Raw genomic sequence first — 15,106 nt, forward strand, 5'->3', positions numbered from 1 at the left:
CGCCAAAACCGGAATGAGAACTATCTTACTGTGGCTGATTCTGTGAGTTGCGCAGCGTTTTATAACGTAACAGGTTTTTTCTACAGTTAGCAGGGTTAAGGCGCCGGGAATCGCGGTAAGATAACGGCAACTGTGCGTCAGTGGGCAGCATACGGCGGGCCGAGCGCGCCGCGCTGAAACCGACGCGAATGCGTAACTTATTGGTGTTAAAGAATTATGACCGTTGAAATTGAACTGAAATTCATCGCCGCGCCGCAAGCGGTGGCCGCTCTGCCACACTGGCTCGCCGCCTGGCCGCATCAGCATTCCGCGCCGCAAAAGCTGACCAACATTTACTTCGAAACGGCCGACAACTTCCTGCGCAGTCACGACATGGGGCTGCGCATTCGCGGTTTCGACGATCGCTATGAGATGACCATCAAAACCGCCGGTAAAGTGGTGGGCGGCCTGCACCAGCGCCCGGAATACAATGTCGCTATCGCCGAGCCGCAGCTGGCGTTGGCGCAGTTTCCTGCCGACATCTGGCCGCAGGATTGCGATATCGCGGCGCTGCAGCAGGCGTTGCAACCGCTGTTCCGTACGGATTTCGTGCGTGAGAAGTGGGTGGTTACTTACGGCCAAAGCGAGATAGAGATTGGCCTGGATCAGGGAGAAGTGCGTGCTGGTGGCCTCAGCGAAGCCCTGAGCGAGATAGAACTGGAGCTGCTGAAAGGCAATACCGCCGATCTGCTGGCGTTGGCCGGTGAGCTGGCGGCGCACGACGGGCTGCGTCAGGGCAGCCTGAGCAAGGCGGCGCGCGGTTACCACCTGGCGCAGGGCAATCCGCCGCGTGAGGTGCGCCCGCTGCGGGTGCTGAAGCCGGCGGCGAAGGCGACCGTGGAGCAGGGGATGATCGCCGCCTTCGAGCTGGCGCTCAACCACTGGCAGTACCATGAAGAGCTGTGGCTGCGCGGCGACGCGCAGGCGCGCGCTTCGGTGATTGAGGCGGTTGGCACGATCCGCCAGGCGCTGGTGATCTTCGGCGGCCTGGTGCCGCGCAAGGCCAGTGCCGATCTGCGCGCCCGCCTGACCGAGCTCGAACCGCTGTTGGCGGACAAAACCGCGCAACCGGAGATCCTGTGTTACAGCGCGGTCTACCTGCAATGTAAGTTGGCGCTCACATCATGGCTGGTGCGCGGCGCCTGGCGGCCGTTTATCGACGCCAAAGCGCAGGCCAAGCTGGACGGTTCTTTCAAACGCTTCAGCGACATCATGCTGGGGCGCAGCGGCGCGGAGCTGAAAGAGGCCTTCAGCCGTACGCTGAACGAAGATGAATATCAGGAACAATTGCCGCGCCTGACGCGTCAGATTTCGGCGCTGGTCCTGCTGTCGGGCGCTTACCCCGACGAGCAGACCGGGCCTTATATCGACGCCTGGCGTGAGCTGCAGGCGGCGCTGAGCGAGCGCCGCCAGGGCTGGTATGAAGCCAGCCGCAAACAGGCCTTATCGCATGCGCCATTCTGGTTAAACGGCGCGCTTCGTTAATCCAGCCGGCCCGCCAGCCGCGGGCCGCAGAACGGGTCATACACTATGTCGCCACTTTCAGCCGCGTTACAGGCTCAGGCACAGCAGGTTGTGCAGCGTTTTCAGGAAGTTCACGGCGCGGACTGCGCCTTTAGCGAGCAGGAGCAGTGGGTGCTGGCGTCGAGCGATTTCGTCAGCGACGCGCTGCTAGCCCAGCCGGCCTGGCTGGCGACGCTGCGCGAACAGCCGCCGGCACCCGGCGAGTGGCAACACTATGCCGCCTGGCTCCAGGACGAGCTGGAAGATGTGCGCGACGAAGCGCAGCTGATGCGTACGCTGCGTCTGTTTCGCCGCGAAACGCTGGTGCGCATCGCCTGGGCGCAGGCGCAGGGGCTGTGTTCGACCGAAGAAACGTTGCTGCAGCTGAGCGGGCTGGCGGAGACGCTGATCGTCAGCGCGCGCGACTGGCTGTATCAAACCTGCTGCCGCGAATGGGGCACGCCGTGCAACGCCGCCAGCGAGCCGCAGCCGCTGTTGATCCTCGGCATGGGTAAGCTGGGCGGCGGCGAACTGAACTTCTCATCGGACATCGATCTGATCTTCGCTTACCCGGAAAATGGTCAAACCCAGGGCGGGCGACGCGAGCTGGACAATGCTCAGTTCTTCACCCGCCTCGGCCAACGGCTGATCAAGGCGTTGGATCAACAGACCATCGATGGCTTCGTCTATCGCGTGGACATGCGGCTGCGGCCGTTCGGCGACAGCGGCCCGTTGGTGATGAGCTTTGCGGCGCTGGAGGATTACTACCAGGAACAGGGGCGCGACTGGGAGCGCTATGCGATGGTGAAGGCGCGCCTGATGGGCGGGGCGGAAGACGCCTACAGCCAGGAGCTGCGCAAAACGCTGCGGCCGTTCGTGTTCCGCCGCTACATCGATTTCAGCGTCATTCAGTCTCTGCGCAACATGAAGGGCATGATCGCCCGTGAAGTGCGGCGGCGCGGCCTGAAGGACAACATCAAGCTGGGCGCCGGCGGCATTCGCGAAATCGAATTCATCACCCAGGTATTCCAACTGATCCGCGGCGGCCGTGAACCGGCGTTGCAGGGGCGTTCACTGCTGCCGACGCTGCAGGCGGTGGGCGAGCTGGGGCTGCTGGAAAGCGAGCAGGTGCGGGCGCTGAGCGCCGCCTACCTGTTCCTGCGGCGGCTGGAGAACCTGCTGCAGGCGATTGGCGATCAGCAAACACAGACGCTGCCGCAGGAGGCGCTCGATCAGGCTCGGTTGGCCTACGGCATGGGGTTGGCGGATTGGCCGGCGCTGATGGCGGCGCTGGACGCGCACATGCAGGCGGTGCGCGCGGTGTTCGACGACCTGATCGGCGACGATAGCCCGGATGTCGGCGAAGATCCCGACTACCAGCACTACCACAGCCTGTGGCAGGACGCGCTGGAGGAGAACGAGCTGGCGCCGCTGACGCCGCACCTCGATGAAGAGGGGCGCCGACAGATGCTGCGCACCATCGCCGATTTCCGCCACGACGTCGACAAGCGCACTATCGGCCCGCGCGGCCGCGACGTGCTCGATCAGCTGATGCCGCGCCTGCTGGCGGAGGTATGCCCGCGCCAGGACGCCCCGATCGCGCTGGTGCGGCTGGCGCAGCTGCTGCTCAGCATCGTCACCCGCACCACCTACCTCGAGCTGCTGGTGGAGTATCACGCGGCGCTCAGCCATCTGATCCGCCTGTGCGCCGCGTCGCCGATGGTCGCCAACCAGCTGTCGCGTTACCCGCTGTTGCTGGACGAGCTGCTGGATCCGGCCACGCTGTATCAGCCGGTGGCGCTGGACGCCTACCGCAGCGAGCTGCGTCAGTACCTGCTGCGGGTGCCGGAAGACGATGAAGAGCAAAAGCTGGAGGCGCTACGCCAGTTCAAACAGGCGCAGCAGCTGCGCATCGCCGCGGCGGATATCGCCGGGGCGCTGCCGGTGATGAAAGTGAGCGATCACCTGACTTATCTGGCTGAGGCGATCATCGACGCGGTGGTGCAACAGGCCTGGAGCGACATGGTGGCGCGCTACGGCCAGCCCACCCATTTGCAGGAGCGGGAGGGGCGCGGCTTTGCGGTAATCGGCTACGGCAAACTGGGCGGCTGGGAGCTGGGGTACAGTTCCGATCTCGATCTGGTATTCCTGTTGGATTGCCCGCCGGAGGTGATGACCGACGGCGATCGCTGCATCGACGGCCGCCAGTTCTACCTGCGGCTGGCGCAGCGGGTGATGCATCTGTTCAGCACCCGCACCTCCTCCGGCATTCTGTATGAGGTGGACGCGCGCCTGCGGCCTTCCGGCGCCGCGGGGATGTTGGTCAGCACCGTCGAGGCATTCGCCGACTACCAGCAAAACGAAGCCTGGACCTGGGAGCATCAGGCCCTGGTGCGCGCGCGCATCGTGCACGGCGATCCGGCGCTGCATCAGCAGTTCGACGCGATCCGGCGCGAGATCCTGTGCAAAACGCGCGATGCGCAGGTGCTGAAGCGTGAAGTGCGCGAGATGCGCGAAAAGATGCGCAACCATCTCGGCAACAAGCAGCGCGATCTGTTTGATATCAAAACCGATGAGGGCGGCATTACCGACATCGAATTTATCGCCCAATATCTGGTCTTACGCTATGCGCCGGGTGAACCGCGGCTAACGCGTTGGTCGGACAACGTGCGTATCTTCGAGCTGATGGCCAATTACGACATCATGCCGGAAGAGGAGGCGCGTGCGCTGACCCAGGCCTATGTCACCATGCGCGACGAGATCCACCACCTGGCGCTGCAGGAACATTCCGGCAAGGTCGGCAGCGAGCTGTTTGCCGCCGAGCGCGAGCAGGTGCGCGCCAGCTGGGCCAAATGGCTGGATTAATACCTTTTTGCGGGTATTCCGGCGGTCTGTGGTAATATCTGCGCCACTAAAATTTTGTTCTTTTTTGGAGTTATCGGATGAAAGTTACGCTGCCTGATTTTCGCCGCGCCGGTGTGCTGGTGGTCGGTGACGTCATGTTGGATCGCTATTGGTATGGGCCGACCAGCCGCATTTCACCGGAAGCCCCGGTGCCGGTGGTCAAGGTCGATACCATCGAAGAGCGTCCCGGCGGCGCGGCTAACGTGGCGATGAACATCGCTTCGCTGGGCGCCACTTCCCGTCTGGTGGGCCTGACCGGCATCGACGATGCGGCGCGGGCGCTGAGCGCCAAGCTGAATGAAGTCAACGTGCGCTGCGACTTCGTCTCGGTGCCGACCCATCCGACCATCACCAAGCTGCGCGTGCTGTCGCGCAACCAGCAGCTGATCCGTCTCGACTTCGAAGAAGGCTTCTCCAACGTTGATCCGCAGCCGATGCTGGAGCGCATTCAGCAGGCGCTGCCGCAGATCGGCGCGCTGGTGCTGTCCGATTACGCCAAGGGGGCGCTCAGCCAGGTGCAGGGCATGATCCAACTGGCGCGCGCCGCCAAGGTGCCGGTGCTGATCGATCCGAAAGGATCCGATTTCGAGCGCTATCGCGGCGCGACGCTGCTGACGCCGAACCTGTCCGAGTTCGAAGCGGTGGTGGGCCACTGTAAGGATGAAGCGGAACTGGTGGAACGCGGCATGAAGCTGGTAGCGGATTTCGAGCTGTCGGCGCTGCTGGTTACCCGCTCCGAACACGGCATGACGCTGCTGCAGCCTGGCGTTGAGCCACTGCACTTGCCGACCCAGGCACAGGAAGTGTTCGATGTGACCGGCGCCGGCGACACCGTGATCGGCGTATTGGCCGCCTCGCTGGCCGCCGGCAACTCGCTGGAAGAGTCCTGTTTCCTGGCCAATGCCGCCGCCGGCGTGGTGGTGGGCAAGCTCGGTACGTCTACCGTGTCGCCGATCGAGCTGGAAAACGCGGTGCGCGGCCGCGCCGAAACCGGCTTTGGCGTGATGACCGAAGCACAGTTGAAAAACGCCGTGGCGCAGGCGCGTCAGCGCGGCGAGAAAGTGGTGATGACCAACGGCATCTTCGACATTCTGCATGCCGGCCACGTCTCCTATCTGGCCAACGCCCGTAAGCTGGGCGATCGCCTGATCGTGGCGGTGAATAGCGACGCCTCGACCAAGCGTCTGAAAGGGGAGAAACGCCCGGTCAACGCGCTGGAGAACCGCATGATCGTGCTGGGCGCGCTGGAAGCGGTGGATTGGGTGGTGCCGTTCGAGGAGGACACGCCGCAGCGCTTGATCGCCGACATCTTGCCGGATCTGCTGGTGAAAGGCGGCGATTACAAGCCGGAAGAGATTGCCGGCAGTGCGGAAGTGTGGGCCAACGGCGGCGATGTCAAAGTGCTGAACTTTGAAGACGGCCTGTCGACCACCAACATCATCAAAGCGATCAAAGACGGGCGCGGCTAACGCCGGGCAACCTAAAGATCAAGGGCGCGCGGTGCGCGCCCTTGGCGGGAATTATTCGTCTTCCTGCTTGGCGGCCGGCGCCGCGCTCAGCTTGCTTTCCAGCTCGGCCATGCGCTGCTCCAACAGCGCCAGCTTCTCGCGGGTGCGCAACAGCACCTGAGTCTGCACGTCGAACTCTTCGCGGTTAACCAAATCCAGACGGGTCAGCTGCGACTGCAGCACCTGACGGATTTTTTTCTCAACGTCTTCCCCGAATTCACGAACGCCTTTAGGCATGGACTCATGAACCTGGCGTGCGATTTGTTCGATTTTTTTCGGGTCAATCATGGCGTATCCCTTTCAGAGTTTAATAGCTGCCGCTTAGTGTAATGCGAGTTGCCCGCCGGATAAACCATTAAGCGCATTCGCCGCACGTGGCCGAATTGTGCTTTTGCCAATTGCCCTGTCTACCCATTAGCGTTATAGTCATCTTGCTTATTCTCAGGGCGGGGTGAAAGTCCCCACCGGCGGTAAATCACCTTCTACGGTGAAAGCCCGCGAGCGCTCAGCCAGCCTGTAAAGGCCGGTTAGAGGTCAGCAGATCCGGTGTAATTCCGGGGCCGACGGTTATAGTCCGGATGGGAGAGAGTAACGGTATCTGCCGGGCATGCGCCCGCTTGCGTTATTTTTTTAGCTATTGCTAGCTACTCCTCAAGATCGCCCTGGTTCTGGTAATCCATAATTTTTAATGAGGTTTTTTACCATGAATCAGACGCTACTTTCAGACTTCGGCACGCCAACAGAACGCGTTGAACGCGCGATCGACGCACTGCGCAACGGGCGCGGCGTAATGGTGCTCGATGATGAAAACCGTGAAAACGAAGGTGACATGATCTTCGCCGCGGAAACCATGACCGTTGAGCAGATGGCGCTGACCATTCGCCACGGCAGCGGCATCGTGTGCCTGTGCATCACCGAAGAACGCCGTCAGCAGCTTGAGCTGCCGATGATGGTGACCAACAACTCCAGCCAGTTCCAGACCGCCTTCACCGTGACCATCGAAGCGGCGCAGGGCGTGACCACCGGGGTTTCCGCTTCCGATCGCCTGACCACCATCCGTGCGGCGGTGGCAGACAGCGCCAAGCCGAGCGACCTGAACCGTCCGGGCCACGTGTTCCCGCTGCGCGCGCAGCCGGGCGGCGTGCTGAGCCGCCGCGGCCACACCGAAGCGACCATCGATCTGGTTTCCATGGCCGGTTTCAAACCCGCCGGCGTGCTGTGTGAACTGACCAACGACGATGGCAGCATGGCGCATGCGCCGGAAGTGATTACCTTCGCCAAACAGCACGACATGGTGGTGCTGACCATCGAAGATCTGGTGGCCTACCGCCAGGCGCACGAGAAAAAAGCCAGCTGATCGCCGGCCGCTTTCAACGATAAAAAAGCCGCGTAAAGCGGCTTTTTTTGTGGCTAGCGTTTTGACAGGCGTTCGCCGATGCGGCTGGCGTAATTCATCACATGGAAGGTGTAGTTCTCCTCCACCGTGCCCTGGAACAGGTGCGCCCAGGGGCCGATGGCGTAGATGCCGAGATCTTCCCCGCCGTGCGTCTCGCTGTTCAGCGGCACCAGCGCCGGCTGAATAAAGTCAGGCGCGGTGGCCTGTTCCATGGTTAATGCCGGGCGCTCGGTCAGCGGGATTATGCCGCCGGGGCCGTTGGCGAAGCCGACGGTGGTGTAGGGCTTGCCGTCGCTGCCCAGCCTCGGTTTGCCGTCGACGCCGACGGAAATGCCGAGGATAGGATTGCCGCGCTTGGCATAGCCGGCGATGGTCAGCGTGTGGCTGTGATCTCCGGTCACGATCACCAGCGTGTCGTCCAGATTGACCTTATCGATGATGGTTTTCACCGCTTCGTTCAGCGCGACCGCGTCGCTCAACGTGCGGTAGGCGTTGCCGTTATGGCTGCCGTGATCGATGCGTCCACCCTCGACCAACAGCAGGTAACCTTCGGGATTCCTGGCCAGAATATCGATGGCCTTGCCGGTCATTTCCGCCAGTGAGGGTTCTCCCGCCGCGTCTTGCCGCCGATCGTGCTCGAAGTTCATGTGCGACGGTTCGAACAGGGCCAACAGGTGGTCGACTTTGGTCGGATCGATTTTGTCGAACTGCGCCTGATTCCAGACGTATTGCCCACGCTCGCCGTAGCGTTGCATCCAGACCTGCGTCAGGTCGCGGCCGTCCTTTCTGGCGCCTTTCTTGCCGGGATATTCCGGATCGCTCACGCTGTCGGGCAGAAAGTTGGCGCGCCCGCCGCCCATCGCTACGTTCAGGCCGTTGCCGTACTTCATTTCCACCAGCTGGCGCGCGATGTCGCGGCAGCCTGCGGCCAGGGCATCCGCCGGCATTTTGGCGTCAGATTCCCAGTCGCGATTGGCGATATGGGCATAGGTGGCGCCCGGCGTGGCGTGGGTAATGGTCGCGGTCGTCACGGCGCCGGTGGACATGCCGAGCGTTGCGGCCATCTCCCACAGCGTGGTGACGGTCTTGGTTTGCTGATCCTCGCAGTTGTTGAGGGTAGCCGTATGGTTGAGGCCCATCAGATCGTTGATGGTTTTGACGCCGGTGGTCATCGCTACCGCGCTGGGCGCAGAGTCGGTGATCTGGGCGTCGGCGGAATAGGTTTTGGCCGCCGCCAGATAGGGGAAGGCCTCCCAGGCCAGCACGTTGGATTCGCCATCCACGCCGCGCTGCTGCCCTTCAAAAATGCGGGCGGCGGTCACGGTGGAAAACCCCATGCCGTCACCGACGACCAGAATGACGTTTTTGGCGCGGTTGGTGTTTGGCGTTTGCTTCAGCCGCTGTTGCAGCTGAGTTTGCGCCTGAAGGAAGTAAGGATCTTCGCGCTGCGTCAGCTGCGCGTTGTCCGCCGCGCCGGTGCTTGCCGTCCAGCCGGCGAGTAAGAACATGGAAAGCGTCAGGCGGGTTGCCAGTGTGAGTCTGAACATGAATTCCTCCTTGGTGAGACGTGATTCCCGTAGCGCCGACGGGCTGCCAACACCCTGTCGACTGACAGAGGAGTGTATCGAATGCGTTAACAAAAAATACATAAATTGTTCACAAATTAGATCTGTGTGGCAGTAATGCCATGGTATTCACGGAATTTATTAATTAATTGAAAAGTATGTGTTTTTTAACTTTCTGTTGGCCGGTGCATTTTTGCGCTTTTTAATTCAAATTTATTGAATATCTTCATCACGGTTATCCGGCTGTGTTGCTGCGGCAAAGCGCGTAATGTAGCGGCATAGCACAATTTGAACTAAGGATCCCTCTATGAACACCTCTCGTATGCCGGCACTGTTTCTTGGCCACGGTAGCCCGATGAACGTGCTGGAAGACAACCGTTACACCCGGGCATGGCGTGCGTTGGGTGAGTCATTGCCGCGCCCGAAGGCGATCGTGGCGGTTTCCGCGCATTGGTATACCCGCGGCACTGCGGTCACCGCGATGGAAAAACCCAAAACCATTCACGACTTTGGCGGGTTCCCGCAGGCGCTGTTTGATACCCGCTATCCGGCGCCGGGCTCTCCCGCGCTGGCCGCGCAGCTGCAGCAAATTCTGGCGCCGGTGCCGGTAACGGCGGATCTCGGCGAGTGGGGATTGGATCACGGCACCTGGGGTGTCCTGATCAAGATGTATCCCGATGCTGACATTCCGGTGGTGCAGCTTAGCCTCGACGGCACGCAGCCGGCGGCCTATCACTATGAGCTGGGCCGCAAACTCGCCGCGCTGCGGGACGAGGGCGTGATGATCGTCGCCAGCGGCAACGTGGTGCACAACCTGCGCATGGTGAAATGGCAGGGCGATACCAGCGCCTACCCGTGGGCGGAATCATTCAATAACTTTGTCCGGGATAACCTGCGTTATCGGGGCGATAACCATCCGCTGGTGGATTTCATGCGCCATGAGGGGGCGGCGCTGTCGAATCCGACGCCGGAACACTATCTGCCGTTGCTGTATGTGCTCGGCGGCTGGGATGGAAAAGAGGCCATCAGCGTGCCGATCGACGGTATCGAAATGGGGGCGCTTAGCATGCTGTCGGTGCAGGTGGGCTAAAGAAAAAACGCCAGTCAGAGACTGGCGTTTTTACCTTCAGTGGAGCGATCAGCCGAGGATGGTGTGCGGATAGAAGCGCGACAGATCCTGCGTGATCAGTTCGCGATCTTCGCGCAGGCCGATGCCGCAGGGCTGATCGTTCACCAGCCAGCTGCCGATCAGCGTGTAGCTGTCTTCGAACTTCGGCAGCGGATGGAACTGCTGCACGATCATACCTTCTTCGCCGTACGGCCCATCGACGCGCGCCACTTCCTGACCGTTTTCGACGATCTGGATATTGGCGCCTTCGCGCGAGAACAGCGGTTTGGTGACGTAATGATCCATCGGCGGATGATCGTCTTGCGCGAAATAAGCCGGCAGCAGGTTAGGGTGGTTCGGGAACATTTCCCACAGCAGCGGCAGCAGCGCCTTGTTGGAGATGATGCTTTTCCAGGCCGGCTCCAGCCAACGCACGCCGGCGTCTTCCAGCTTGGTGGAGAACATCTCGCGCAGCATGAATTCCCACGGATAGAGCTTGAACAGGTTGCCGATCACCTGATCCTGCAGATCGGTGAATTGACCTTTCTCGCCAAGGCCAATCTCTTCCATGAACAGGAACTCGGTCGGCAGACCGGCTTCCTGCGCGCAGTCCTGCAGATATTGCACCGTGCCGCGATCTTCTTCGCTGTCCTGGCAGCAGGCCAGGTGCAGCAGGCCGAAGCCGTGATGCGCTTTCAGCTCGGCGAAACGCTCGATCAGCTTCTCCTGCAGGCTGTTGTACTGATCCGATTGCGGATCCAGCTTGCCGGCATTGATCTGATCTTCCAGCCACAGCCACTGGAAGAAGGCCGCTTCATACAGCGAGGTCGGCGTATCGGCGTTGTTCTCCAGCAGCTTCGGCGGGTTGATGCCGTCGTAGGCCAGATCGAGACGCGAATACAGCGACGGCTGGTTGGTGCGCCAGGAGCTGCGCACGAACTCCCAGGTGTGTTTCGGGATGCAGAACTTGGCCATCAGCTCGTCGCTGCCGACCACTTTCTCCACCACCTGCAGGCACATCTGATGCAGCTCGGCGGTGGCGCTTTCGATCTCTTCAATCTGCGCCAGCGTGAACTGGTAATAGGCGTCTTCACACCAGTACGGCTCGCCGTACATGGTGTGGAAACGAAAACCGAACTCGGTCGCTTTTTCACGCCAGTCCGGGCGCTCAGTAATAGCAATACGTTTCATGCATCAACCGCCCATGCTGCGAGAGCCGGAGTTGGAGGTGGCGCTGCTGCGCTGCATGCTGGTCTGCTTGGCCACGGTCTCGCCGAAACCGCCGCGGGTAACGGTATTGGTGACCGCAGGCTTCGGCGCCATGGCTGTTTTCGGCACCGTCATGGTGCGGCCGCCGGCGGTGGCCGGGCCGTAGCTCTTGCCGCTGGCGTCGACAAACTTGCCGTTCGCCGGGCTGGCGGCATTCTTGGAGGTGAACAGCGGCTGCTGCGCGAAGCCGGAACCGCCCATCAGGCGGCCCATCATGTAGCCCGCCATCAGCGGCATCCAGAAGCTGCCGCTGCTTTGTGATTCCGCCGCCATGCCGGCCTGTGCCGGAGCCTGGGTACACTGCGCTTCGCCGAACTCGGCGACGCAGTCTTCGCGAGTGGCGTATTTCGGCGCGGTTTTCGCCGCTTCTTTCAGGGCATTGTTGTAGGCGGTGGTGCACTGCTCGCTCATCGAAGGATTGGCGCGCGAACAGTCATCGGCATTCTGATACAGGGAGACCGTTTCATCGCTCTTCTCGCAGCCGGCCAGCATAAAGACGGCGCTGATCGCCAAAGCCACGGGCGCGACACGGTAGCTGCGCCAGGATTTGCGGAACGTCTCTTGGTTGATGTTTTTTGTCCGTTTCATCGTTATCAATCCCATCATGCGGGCTGTTTTCGCCCTTTCCCAGTAGTGGCGCTAAGGATAGGGGAAACATGGTCAAAATTAAAGCTGAAACGCCCGCAGAATCCACTCTTTACGCAGTTATACGTTGGGGTGTGCGCCAGTTCGCTTTCGCGGCGAAAAAACGCGCGTTAGCGTTTCATCATGAAACGTTGTCGCTATGATGATGTTCCATAATGGAACAAAAATCGCGTGACTCGCCAGGCGGGCGACAGGCGCTCATAGTCGAAGCACAACAACAAGCCGGCGGCGAAGCCGGCGCGTCATCACCTGATATCTGAACGTTACCATCGCCAACTCCCTACAAGGATCCGGTTATGTTGAGAATCATCCAGTCACCAGGCAAATACATTCAGGGCGCCAATGCGCTGTCCGCCGTCGGCGAATACGCCAAATCCCTCGCCGACCATTATTTCGTGATCGCTGACGACTTTGTGATGCAGCTGGCGGGCGACACCCTGATGGGCAGCCTGCAGCAGCACGGCGTGAAACATCATGCGGCCCGCTTCAACGGCGAGTGCTGCCGTAAAGAGATAGACCGCCTTGGCCGCGAGCTGCAGACCCACGGCTGCCGCGGGGTGATCGGCGTCGGCGGCGGTAAGACGCTCGACACCGCCAAGGCCGTCGCCCACTACCAACGGCTGCCGGTGGTGCTCATTCCCACCATCGCCTCCACCGATGCGCCGACCAGCGCGCTGTCGGTTATCTACACCGAACAGGGCGAATTCGCTGAATACCTGATCTACCCGCGCAACCCGGACATGGTAGTGATGGACAGCGCCATCATCGCCAAAGCGCCGGTGCGCCTGCTGGTAGCCGGCATGGGCGACGCGCTCTCCACCTATTTCGAAGCCCAGGCCTGCTTCGACGCGCAGGCCACCAGCATGGCCGGCGGCAAATCGACGCTGGCGGCGCTCAGTCTGGCGCGGCTGTGCTACGACACGCTGCTGGCCGAAGGGGTGAAGGCCAAGCTGGCGGTCGAAGCCGGCGTGGTGACGGAAGCGGTGGAACGCATCATTGAGGCCAATACGTATCTGAGCGGCATCGGCTTCGAGAGCAGCGGGCTGGCGGCGGCGCACGCCATTCACAACGGTTTCACCGTGCTGGAGGAGTGTCACCACCTGTATCACGGCGAAAAAGTGGCGTTCGGTACCCTGGCGCAGCTGGTGCTGCAGAACAGCCCGATGGCGCAGATTGAAACCGTGCTGGCGTTTTGTCATGGCATCGGCCTGCCGATCACGCTGGCGCAGATGGGCATTACCGGCGACGTGGCGACGAAGACGATGGCGGTGGCCGAGGCCAGCTGCGCCGCGGGTGAAACCATTCACAACATGCCGTTCAAGGTCACCCCTGCCGGGGTGCAGGCGGCGATCCTGACGGCGGATAGGCTGGGCGCCGCCTGGCTGCTGCGTCATTGATACCGTTGGGGCGCGGTGCGCCGCGCCCCTGGCTTACAGAGGAAACCATCGTGAAAAAACTGATTAATCAGGTCGAGTCGGTGTTGGAAGAGCAGTTGCAGGGGCTGGCGGAAGCTCACCCCGAGTTGCTGGTGCACGCGGATCCGGTGTTCGTGACCCGCGCCGACGCGCCGGTGGCGGGCAAAGTGGCGATCCTGTCCGGCGGCGGCAGCGGCCATGAGCCGATGCACTGCGGCTTCGTCGGTGAAGGGATGCTCGACGGCGCCTGTCCGGGCGAGATTTTCACCTCGCCGACGCCGGATAAAATGTACGAGTGCGGTCAAGCGATCGACGGCGGCGCCGGGGTGCTGCTGCTGATCAAGAACTACACCGGCGACGTGCTCAACTTCGAAACCGCCACCGAGCTGCTGCACGACAGCGGCGTCGCGGTGGCGACGGTGCTGGTGGATGACGACGTGGCGGTCAAAGACAGCCTGTTTACCGCCGGGCGGCGCGGGGTGGCCAACACCGTGCTGATGGAGAAACTGTTGGGCGCCGCCGCGGCGCGCGGCGACGATCTGGACAGCGTGGTGACGCTGGGGCATCGCATCAACAACCACGGGCATTCGATCGGCATCGCGCTGGGCGCCTGTACCGTGCCGGCCGCCGGCAAGCCGTCGTTCACCCTGGCGGAGAACGAAATGGAGTTCGGCGTCGGCATTCACGGCGAGCCAGGCATTGCGCGCCGCCCGTTCACCACGCTCAACGCAGCGGTGGACGACATGTTCCATACGTTGATCGACCACGGCCACTATCAGCGCGCGATCCGCGTCTGGGATCGTCAGCAGGGCGAGTGGCGCGACGAGATGCAGACCAAGCAGCCGTTGACGCGCGGCGATCGGGTGATCGCGCTGGTCAACAATCTGGGCGCCACGCCATTGTCTGAGTTGTATGGCGTGTACCATCGGCTGGCGGAGCGCTGTGCCGAGGCGGGCATCATCATTGAACGCAACCTGGTGGGTTCTTATTGCACCTCGCTGGATATGCAGGGGGTATCCATCACGTTGTTGAACGTGGACGACGAGCTGTTGTCCTTGTGGGATGCGCCGGTGAAAACGCCTGCGCTGCGTTGGGGGTGCTGAGGAGGAATCATGGCGTTGACCAAACAACAGGTTGTCGATTGGCTGATGCGTTGCGGCGAGGTGTTCAGCCGGGAGCGCGATTTTCTGACCCAGTTGGACACCGAGATCGGTGATGCCGACCACGGTTTGAACATGAATCGCGGTTTCAATAAGGTGATGGAAAAACTGCCGTCGGTGGCGGACAAAGACATCGGTTTTATCCTGAAAAACACCGGCATGACGCTGCTGTCGAGCGTGGGGGGCGCCAGCGGTCCGCTGTTCGGCACCTTCTTCATCCGCGCGGCGCAGACGGCGAACGCCAAGCAAAGCCTGGATCTGACGGAGCTGCATCAGGTGATGCAGGAAGGGGTTGAAGGCGTGGTGATGCGCGGCAAAGCGGAGCCGGGCGACAAGACCATGTGCGACGTCTGGTGGCCGGTGGTGGAAAGCCTCGGCCAGTCCGCGCAGCAGAACCTGAGTGTGGCGGAGGCGCTGCAGCGCGCCGCCGACAGCGCCGAGCGGGCGGTGGAGAGCACCATCACCATGCAGGCGCGCAAGGGGCGGGCCAGTTACCTGGGCGAGCGCAGCATCGGCCACCAGGATCCCGGCGCCACTTCGGTGATGTTGATGATGAAAACGCTGGCCGAGGTCGCCGGCAGTTAGCAGGAGGCG

12 protein-coding genes and 1 riboswitch are annotated in these 15,106 nt (G+C 61.8%); of the genes, 8 read left to right on the forward strand and 4 right to left on the reverse strand.

All coding sequences use genetic code 11. The features are described from left to right. The first annotated feature begins 216 nt into the window (after window positions 1-216). The 3 genes from ACMGF9_RS02630 (at window position 217) to hldE (ending at window position 5,915) form a co-directional block, all read left to right on the forward strand. Window positions 217-1,524 (forward strand): inorganic triphosphatase, encoded by a 1,308-nt coding sequence (locus tag ACMGF9_RS02630; protein WP_021505075.1) that lies wholly within the window; start codon window positions 217-219, stop codon window positions 1,522-1,524. Window positions 1,525-1,569: 45 nt separating this feature from the next. Beyond that, window positions 1,570-4,407: a bifunctional [glutamate--ammonia ligase]-adenylyl-L-tyrosine phosphorylase/[glutamate--ammonia-ligase] adenylyltransferase gene (glnE, locus tag ACMGF9_RS02635; RefSeq protein WP_031300231.1), complete on the forward strand. Its 2,838-nt coding sequence runs from the start codon at window positions 1,570-1,572 to the stop codon at window positions 4,405-4,407. A gap of 77 nt (window positions 4,408-4,484) precedes the next feature. Beyond that, window positions 4,485-5,915, forward strand: a complete 1,431-nt coding sequence (gene hldE / locus ACMGF9_RS02640; RefSeq protein ID WP_004937214.1) for a bifunctional D-glycero-beta-D-manno-heptose-7-phosphate kinase/D-glycero-beta-D-manno-heptose 1-phosphate adenylyltransferase HldE — start codon at window positions 4,485-4,487, stop codon at window positions 5,913-5,915. A gap of 51 nt (window positions 5,916-5,966) precedes the next feature. On the opposite strand, the gene ubiK is transcribed toward hldE, so the two are convergent. Then, entirely contained in the window at window positions 5,967-6,242 is a 276-nt protein-coding gene (ubiK, locus tag ACMGF9_RS02645) for a ubiquinone biosynthesis accessory factor UbiK (RefSeq protein ID WP_004937216.1), read from the reverse strand. Window positions 6,243-6,387: 145 nt separating this feature from the next. Then, a riboswitch (FMN riboswitch) is annotated at window positions 6,388-6,548 on the forward strand. A gap of 109 nt (window positions 6,549-6,657) precedes the next feature. On the opposite strand from ubiK, the gene ribB reads away from it, so the two are divergent. After that, complete coding sequence (gene ribB, locus ACMGF9_RS02650; RefSeq protein WP_004937218.1) at window positions 6,658-7,311, forward strand: 3,4-dihydroxy-2-butanone-4-phosphate synthase; 654 nt, start codon at window positions 6,658-6,660, stop codon at window positions 7,309-7,311. Between the two features lie 53 nt (window positions 7,312-7,364). Here ribB and ACMGF9_RS02655 read toward each other — a convergent pair whose 3' ends face one another. Then, a complete protein-coding gene (locus ACMGF9_RS02655; RefSeq protein ID WP_414160525.1) occupies window positions 7,365-8,897 on the reverse strand; it encodes an alkaline phosphatase in 1,533 nt (510 codons plus the stop codon). A gap of 325 nt (window positions 8,898-9,222) precedes the next feature. Here ACMGF9_RS02655 and ygiD point away from each other — a divergent pair, with 325 nt between their 5' ends. Beyond that, window positions 9,223-10,005, forward strand: coding sequence for a 4,5-DOPA dioxygenase extradiol (gene ygiD, locus ACMGF9_RS02660; protein WP_076740999.1), 783 nt, complete (start codon window positions 9,223-9,225; stop codon window positions 10,003-10,005). Window positions 10,006-10,053: 48 nt separating this feature from the next. Here the strand turns inward: ygiD and ACMGF9_RS02665 are convergent, their stop codons facing one another. Together ACMGF9_RS02665 and ACMGF9_RS02670 are read right to left on the reverse strand one after the other, a co-directional pair. Continuing rightward, window positions 10,054-11,214: a glutathionylspermidine synthase family protein gene (locus ACMGF9_RS02665; protein ID WP_015379088.1), complete on the reverse strand. Its 1,161-nt coding sequence runs from the start codon at window positions 11,212-11,214 to the stop codon at window positions 10,054-10,056. Window positions 11,215-11,217: 3 nt separating this feature from the next. Then, window positions 11,218-11,880, reverse strand: a complete 663-nt coding sequence (locus ACMGF9_RS02670) for a DUF1190 family protein (protein WP_004937226.1) — start codon at window positions 11,878-11,880, stop codon at window positions 11,218-11,220. A 353-nt stretch (window positions 11,881-12,233) separates the two neighbouring features. On the opposite strand from ACMGF9_RS02670, the gene ACMGF9_RS02675 reads away from it, so the two are divergent. The 3 genes from ACMGF9_RS02675 to dhaL are packed head-to-tail and all read left to right on the forward strand — an operon-like array spanning window position 12,234 to window position 15,097. Further along, complete coding sequence (locus tag ACMGF9_RS02675; RefSeq protein WP_075685414.1) at window positions 12,234-13,334, forward strand: glycerol dehydrogenase; 1,101 nt, start codon at window positions 12,234-12,236, stop codon at window positions 13,332-13,334. A 50-nt stretch (window positions 13,335-13,384) separates the two neighbouring features. Next, window positions 13,385-14,455, forward strand: coding sequence for a dihydroxyacetone kinase subunit DhaK (dhaK, locus tag ACMGF9_RS02680; RefSeq protein WP_015379086.1), 1,071 nt, complete (start codon window positions 13,385-13,387; stop codon window positions 14,453-14,455). Window positions 14,456-14,464: 9 nt separating this feature from the next. Continuing rightward, window positions 14,465-15,097, forward strand: a complete 633-nt coding sequence (gene dhaL / locus ACMGF9_RS02685; RefSeq protein WP_414160526.1) for a dihydroxyacetone kinase subunit DhaL — start codon at window positions 14,465-14,467, stop codon at window positions 15,095-15,097. The last annotated feature ends 9 nt before the right edge of the window (window positions 15,098-15,106 follow it).

The sequence above is a fragment of the Serratia sp. BNK-23 genome (genome assembly GCF_047456145.1).
Classification (GTDB): domain Bacteria; phylum Pseudomonadota; class Gammaproteobacteria; order Enterobacterales; family Enterobacteriaceae; genus Serratia; species Serratia nematodiphila.

What these genes read in the sequence shown, in the direction of transcription:
- ACMGF9_RS02630 (WP_021505075.1), top strand. Translation starts at nt 217, where the DNA reads ATGACCGTTGAAATTGAACTGAAATTCATCGCCGCGCCGCAAGCGGTG.
- glnE (WP_031300231.1), top strand. Translation starts at nt 1,570, where the DNA reads ATGTCGCCACTTTCAGCCGCGTTACAGGCTCAGGCACAGCAGGTTGTG.
- hldE (WP_004937214.1), top strand. Translation starts at nt 4,485, where the DNA reads ATGAAAGTTACGCTGCCTGATTTTCGCCGCGCCGGTGTGCTGGTGGTC.
- ubiK (WP_004937216.1), bottom strand. Translation starts at nt 6,242, where the DNA reads ATGATTGACCCGAAAAAAATCGAACAAATCGCACGCCAGGTTCATGAG.
- ribB (WP_004937218.1), top strand. Translation starts at nt 6,658, where the DNA reads ATGAATCAGACGCTACTTTCAGACTTCGGCACGCCAACAGAACGCGTT.
- ACMGF9_RS02655 (WP_414160525.1), bottom strand. Translation starts at nt 8,897, where the DNA reads ATGTTCAGACTCACACTGGCAACCCGCCTGACGCTTTCCATGTTCTTA.
- ygiD (WP_076740999.1), top strand. Translation starts at nt 9,223, where the DNA reads ATGAACACCTCTCGTATGCCGGCACTGTTTCTTGGCCACGGTAGCCCG.
- ACMGF9_RS02665 (WP_015379088.1), bottom strand. Translation starts at nt 11,214, where the DNA reads ATGAAACGTATTGCTATTACTGAGCGCCCGGACTGGCGTGAAAAAGCG.
- ACMGF9_RS02670 (WP_004937226.1), bottom strand. Translation starts at nt 11,880, where the DNA reads ATGAAACGGACAAAAAACATCAACCAAGAGACGTTCCGCAAATCCTGG.
- ACMGF9_RS02675 (WP_075685414.1), top strand. Translation starts at nt 12,234, where the DNA reads ATGTTGAGAATCATCCAGTCACCAGGCAAATACATTCAGGGCGCCAAT.
- dhaL (WP_414160526.1), top strand. Translation starts at nt 14,465, where the DNA reads ATGGCGTTGACCAAACAACAGGTTGTCGATTGGCTGATGCGTTGCGGC.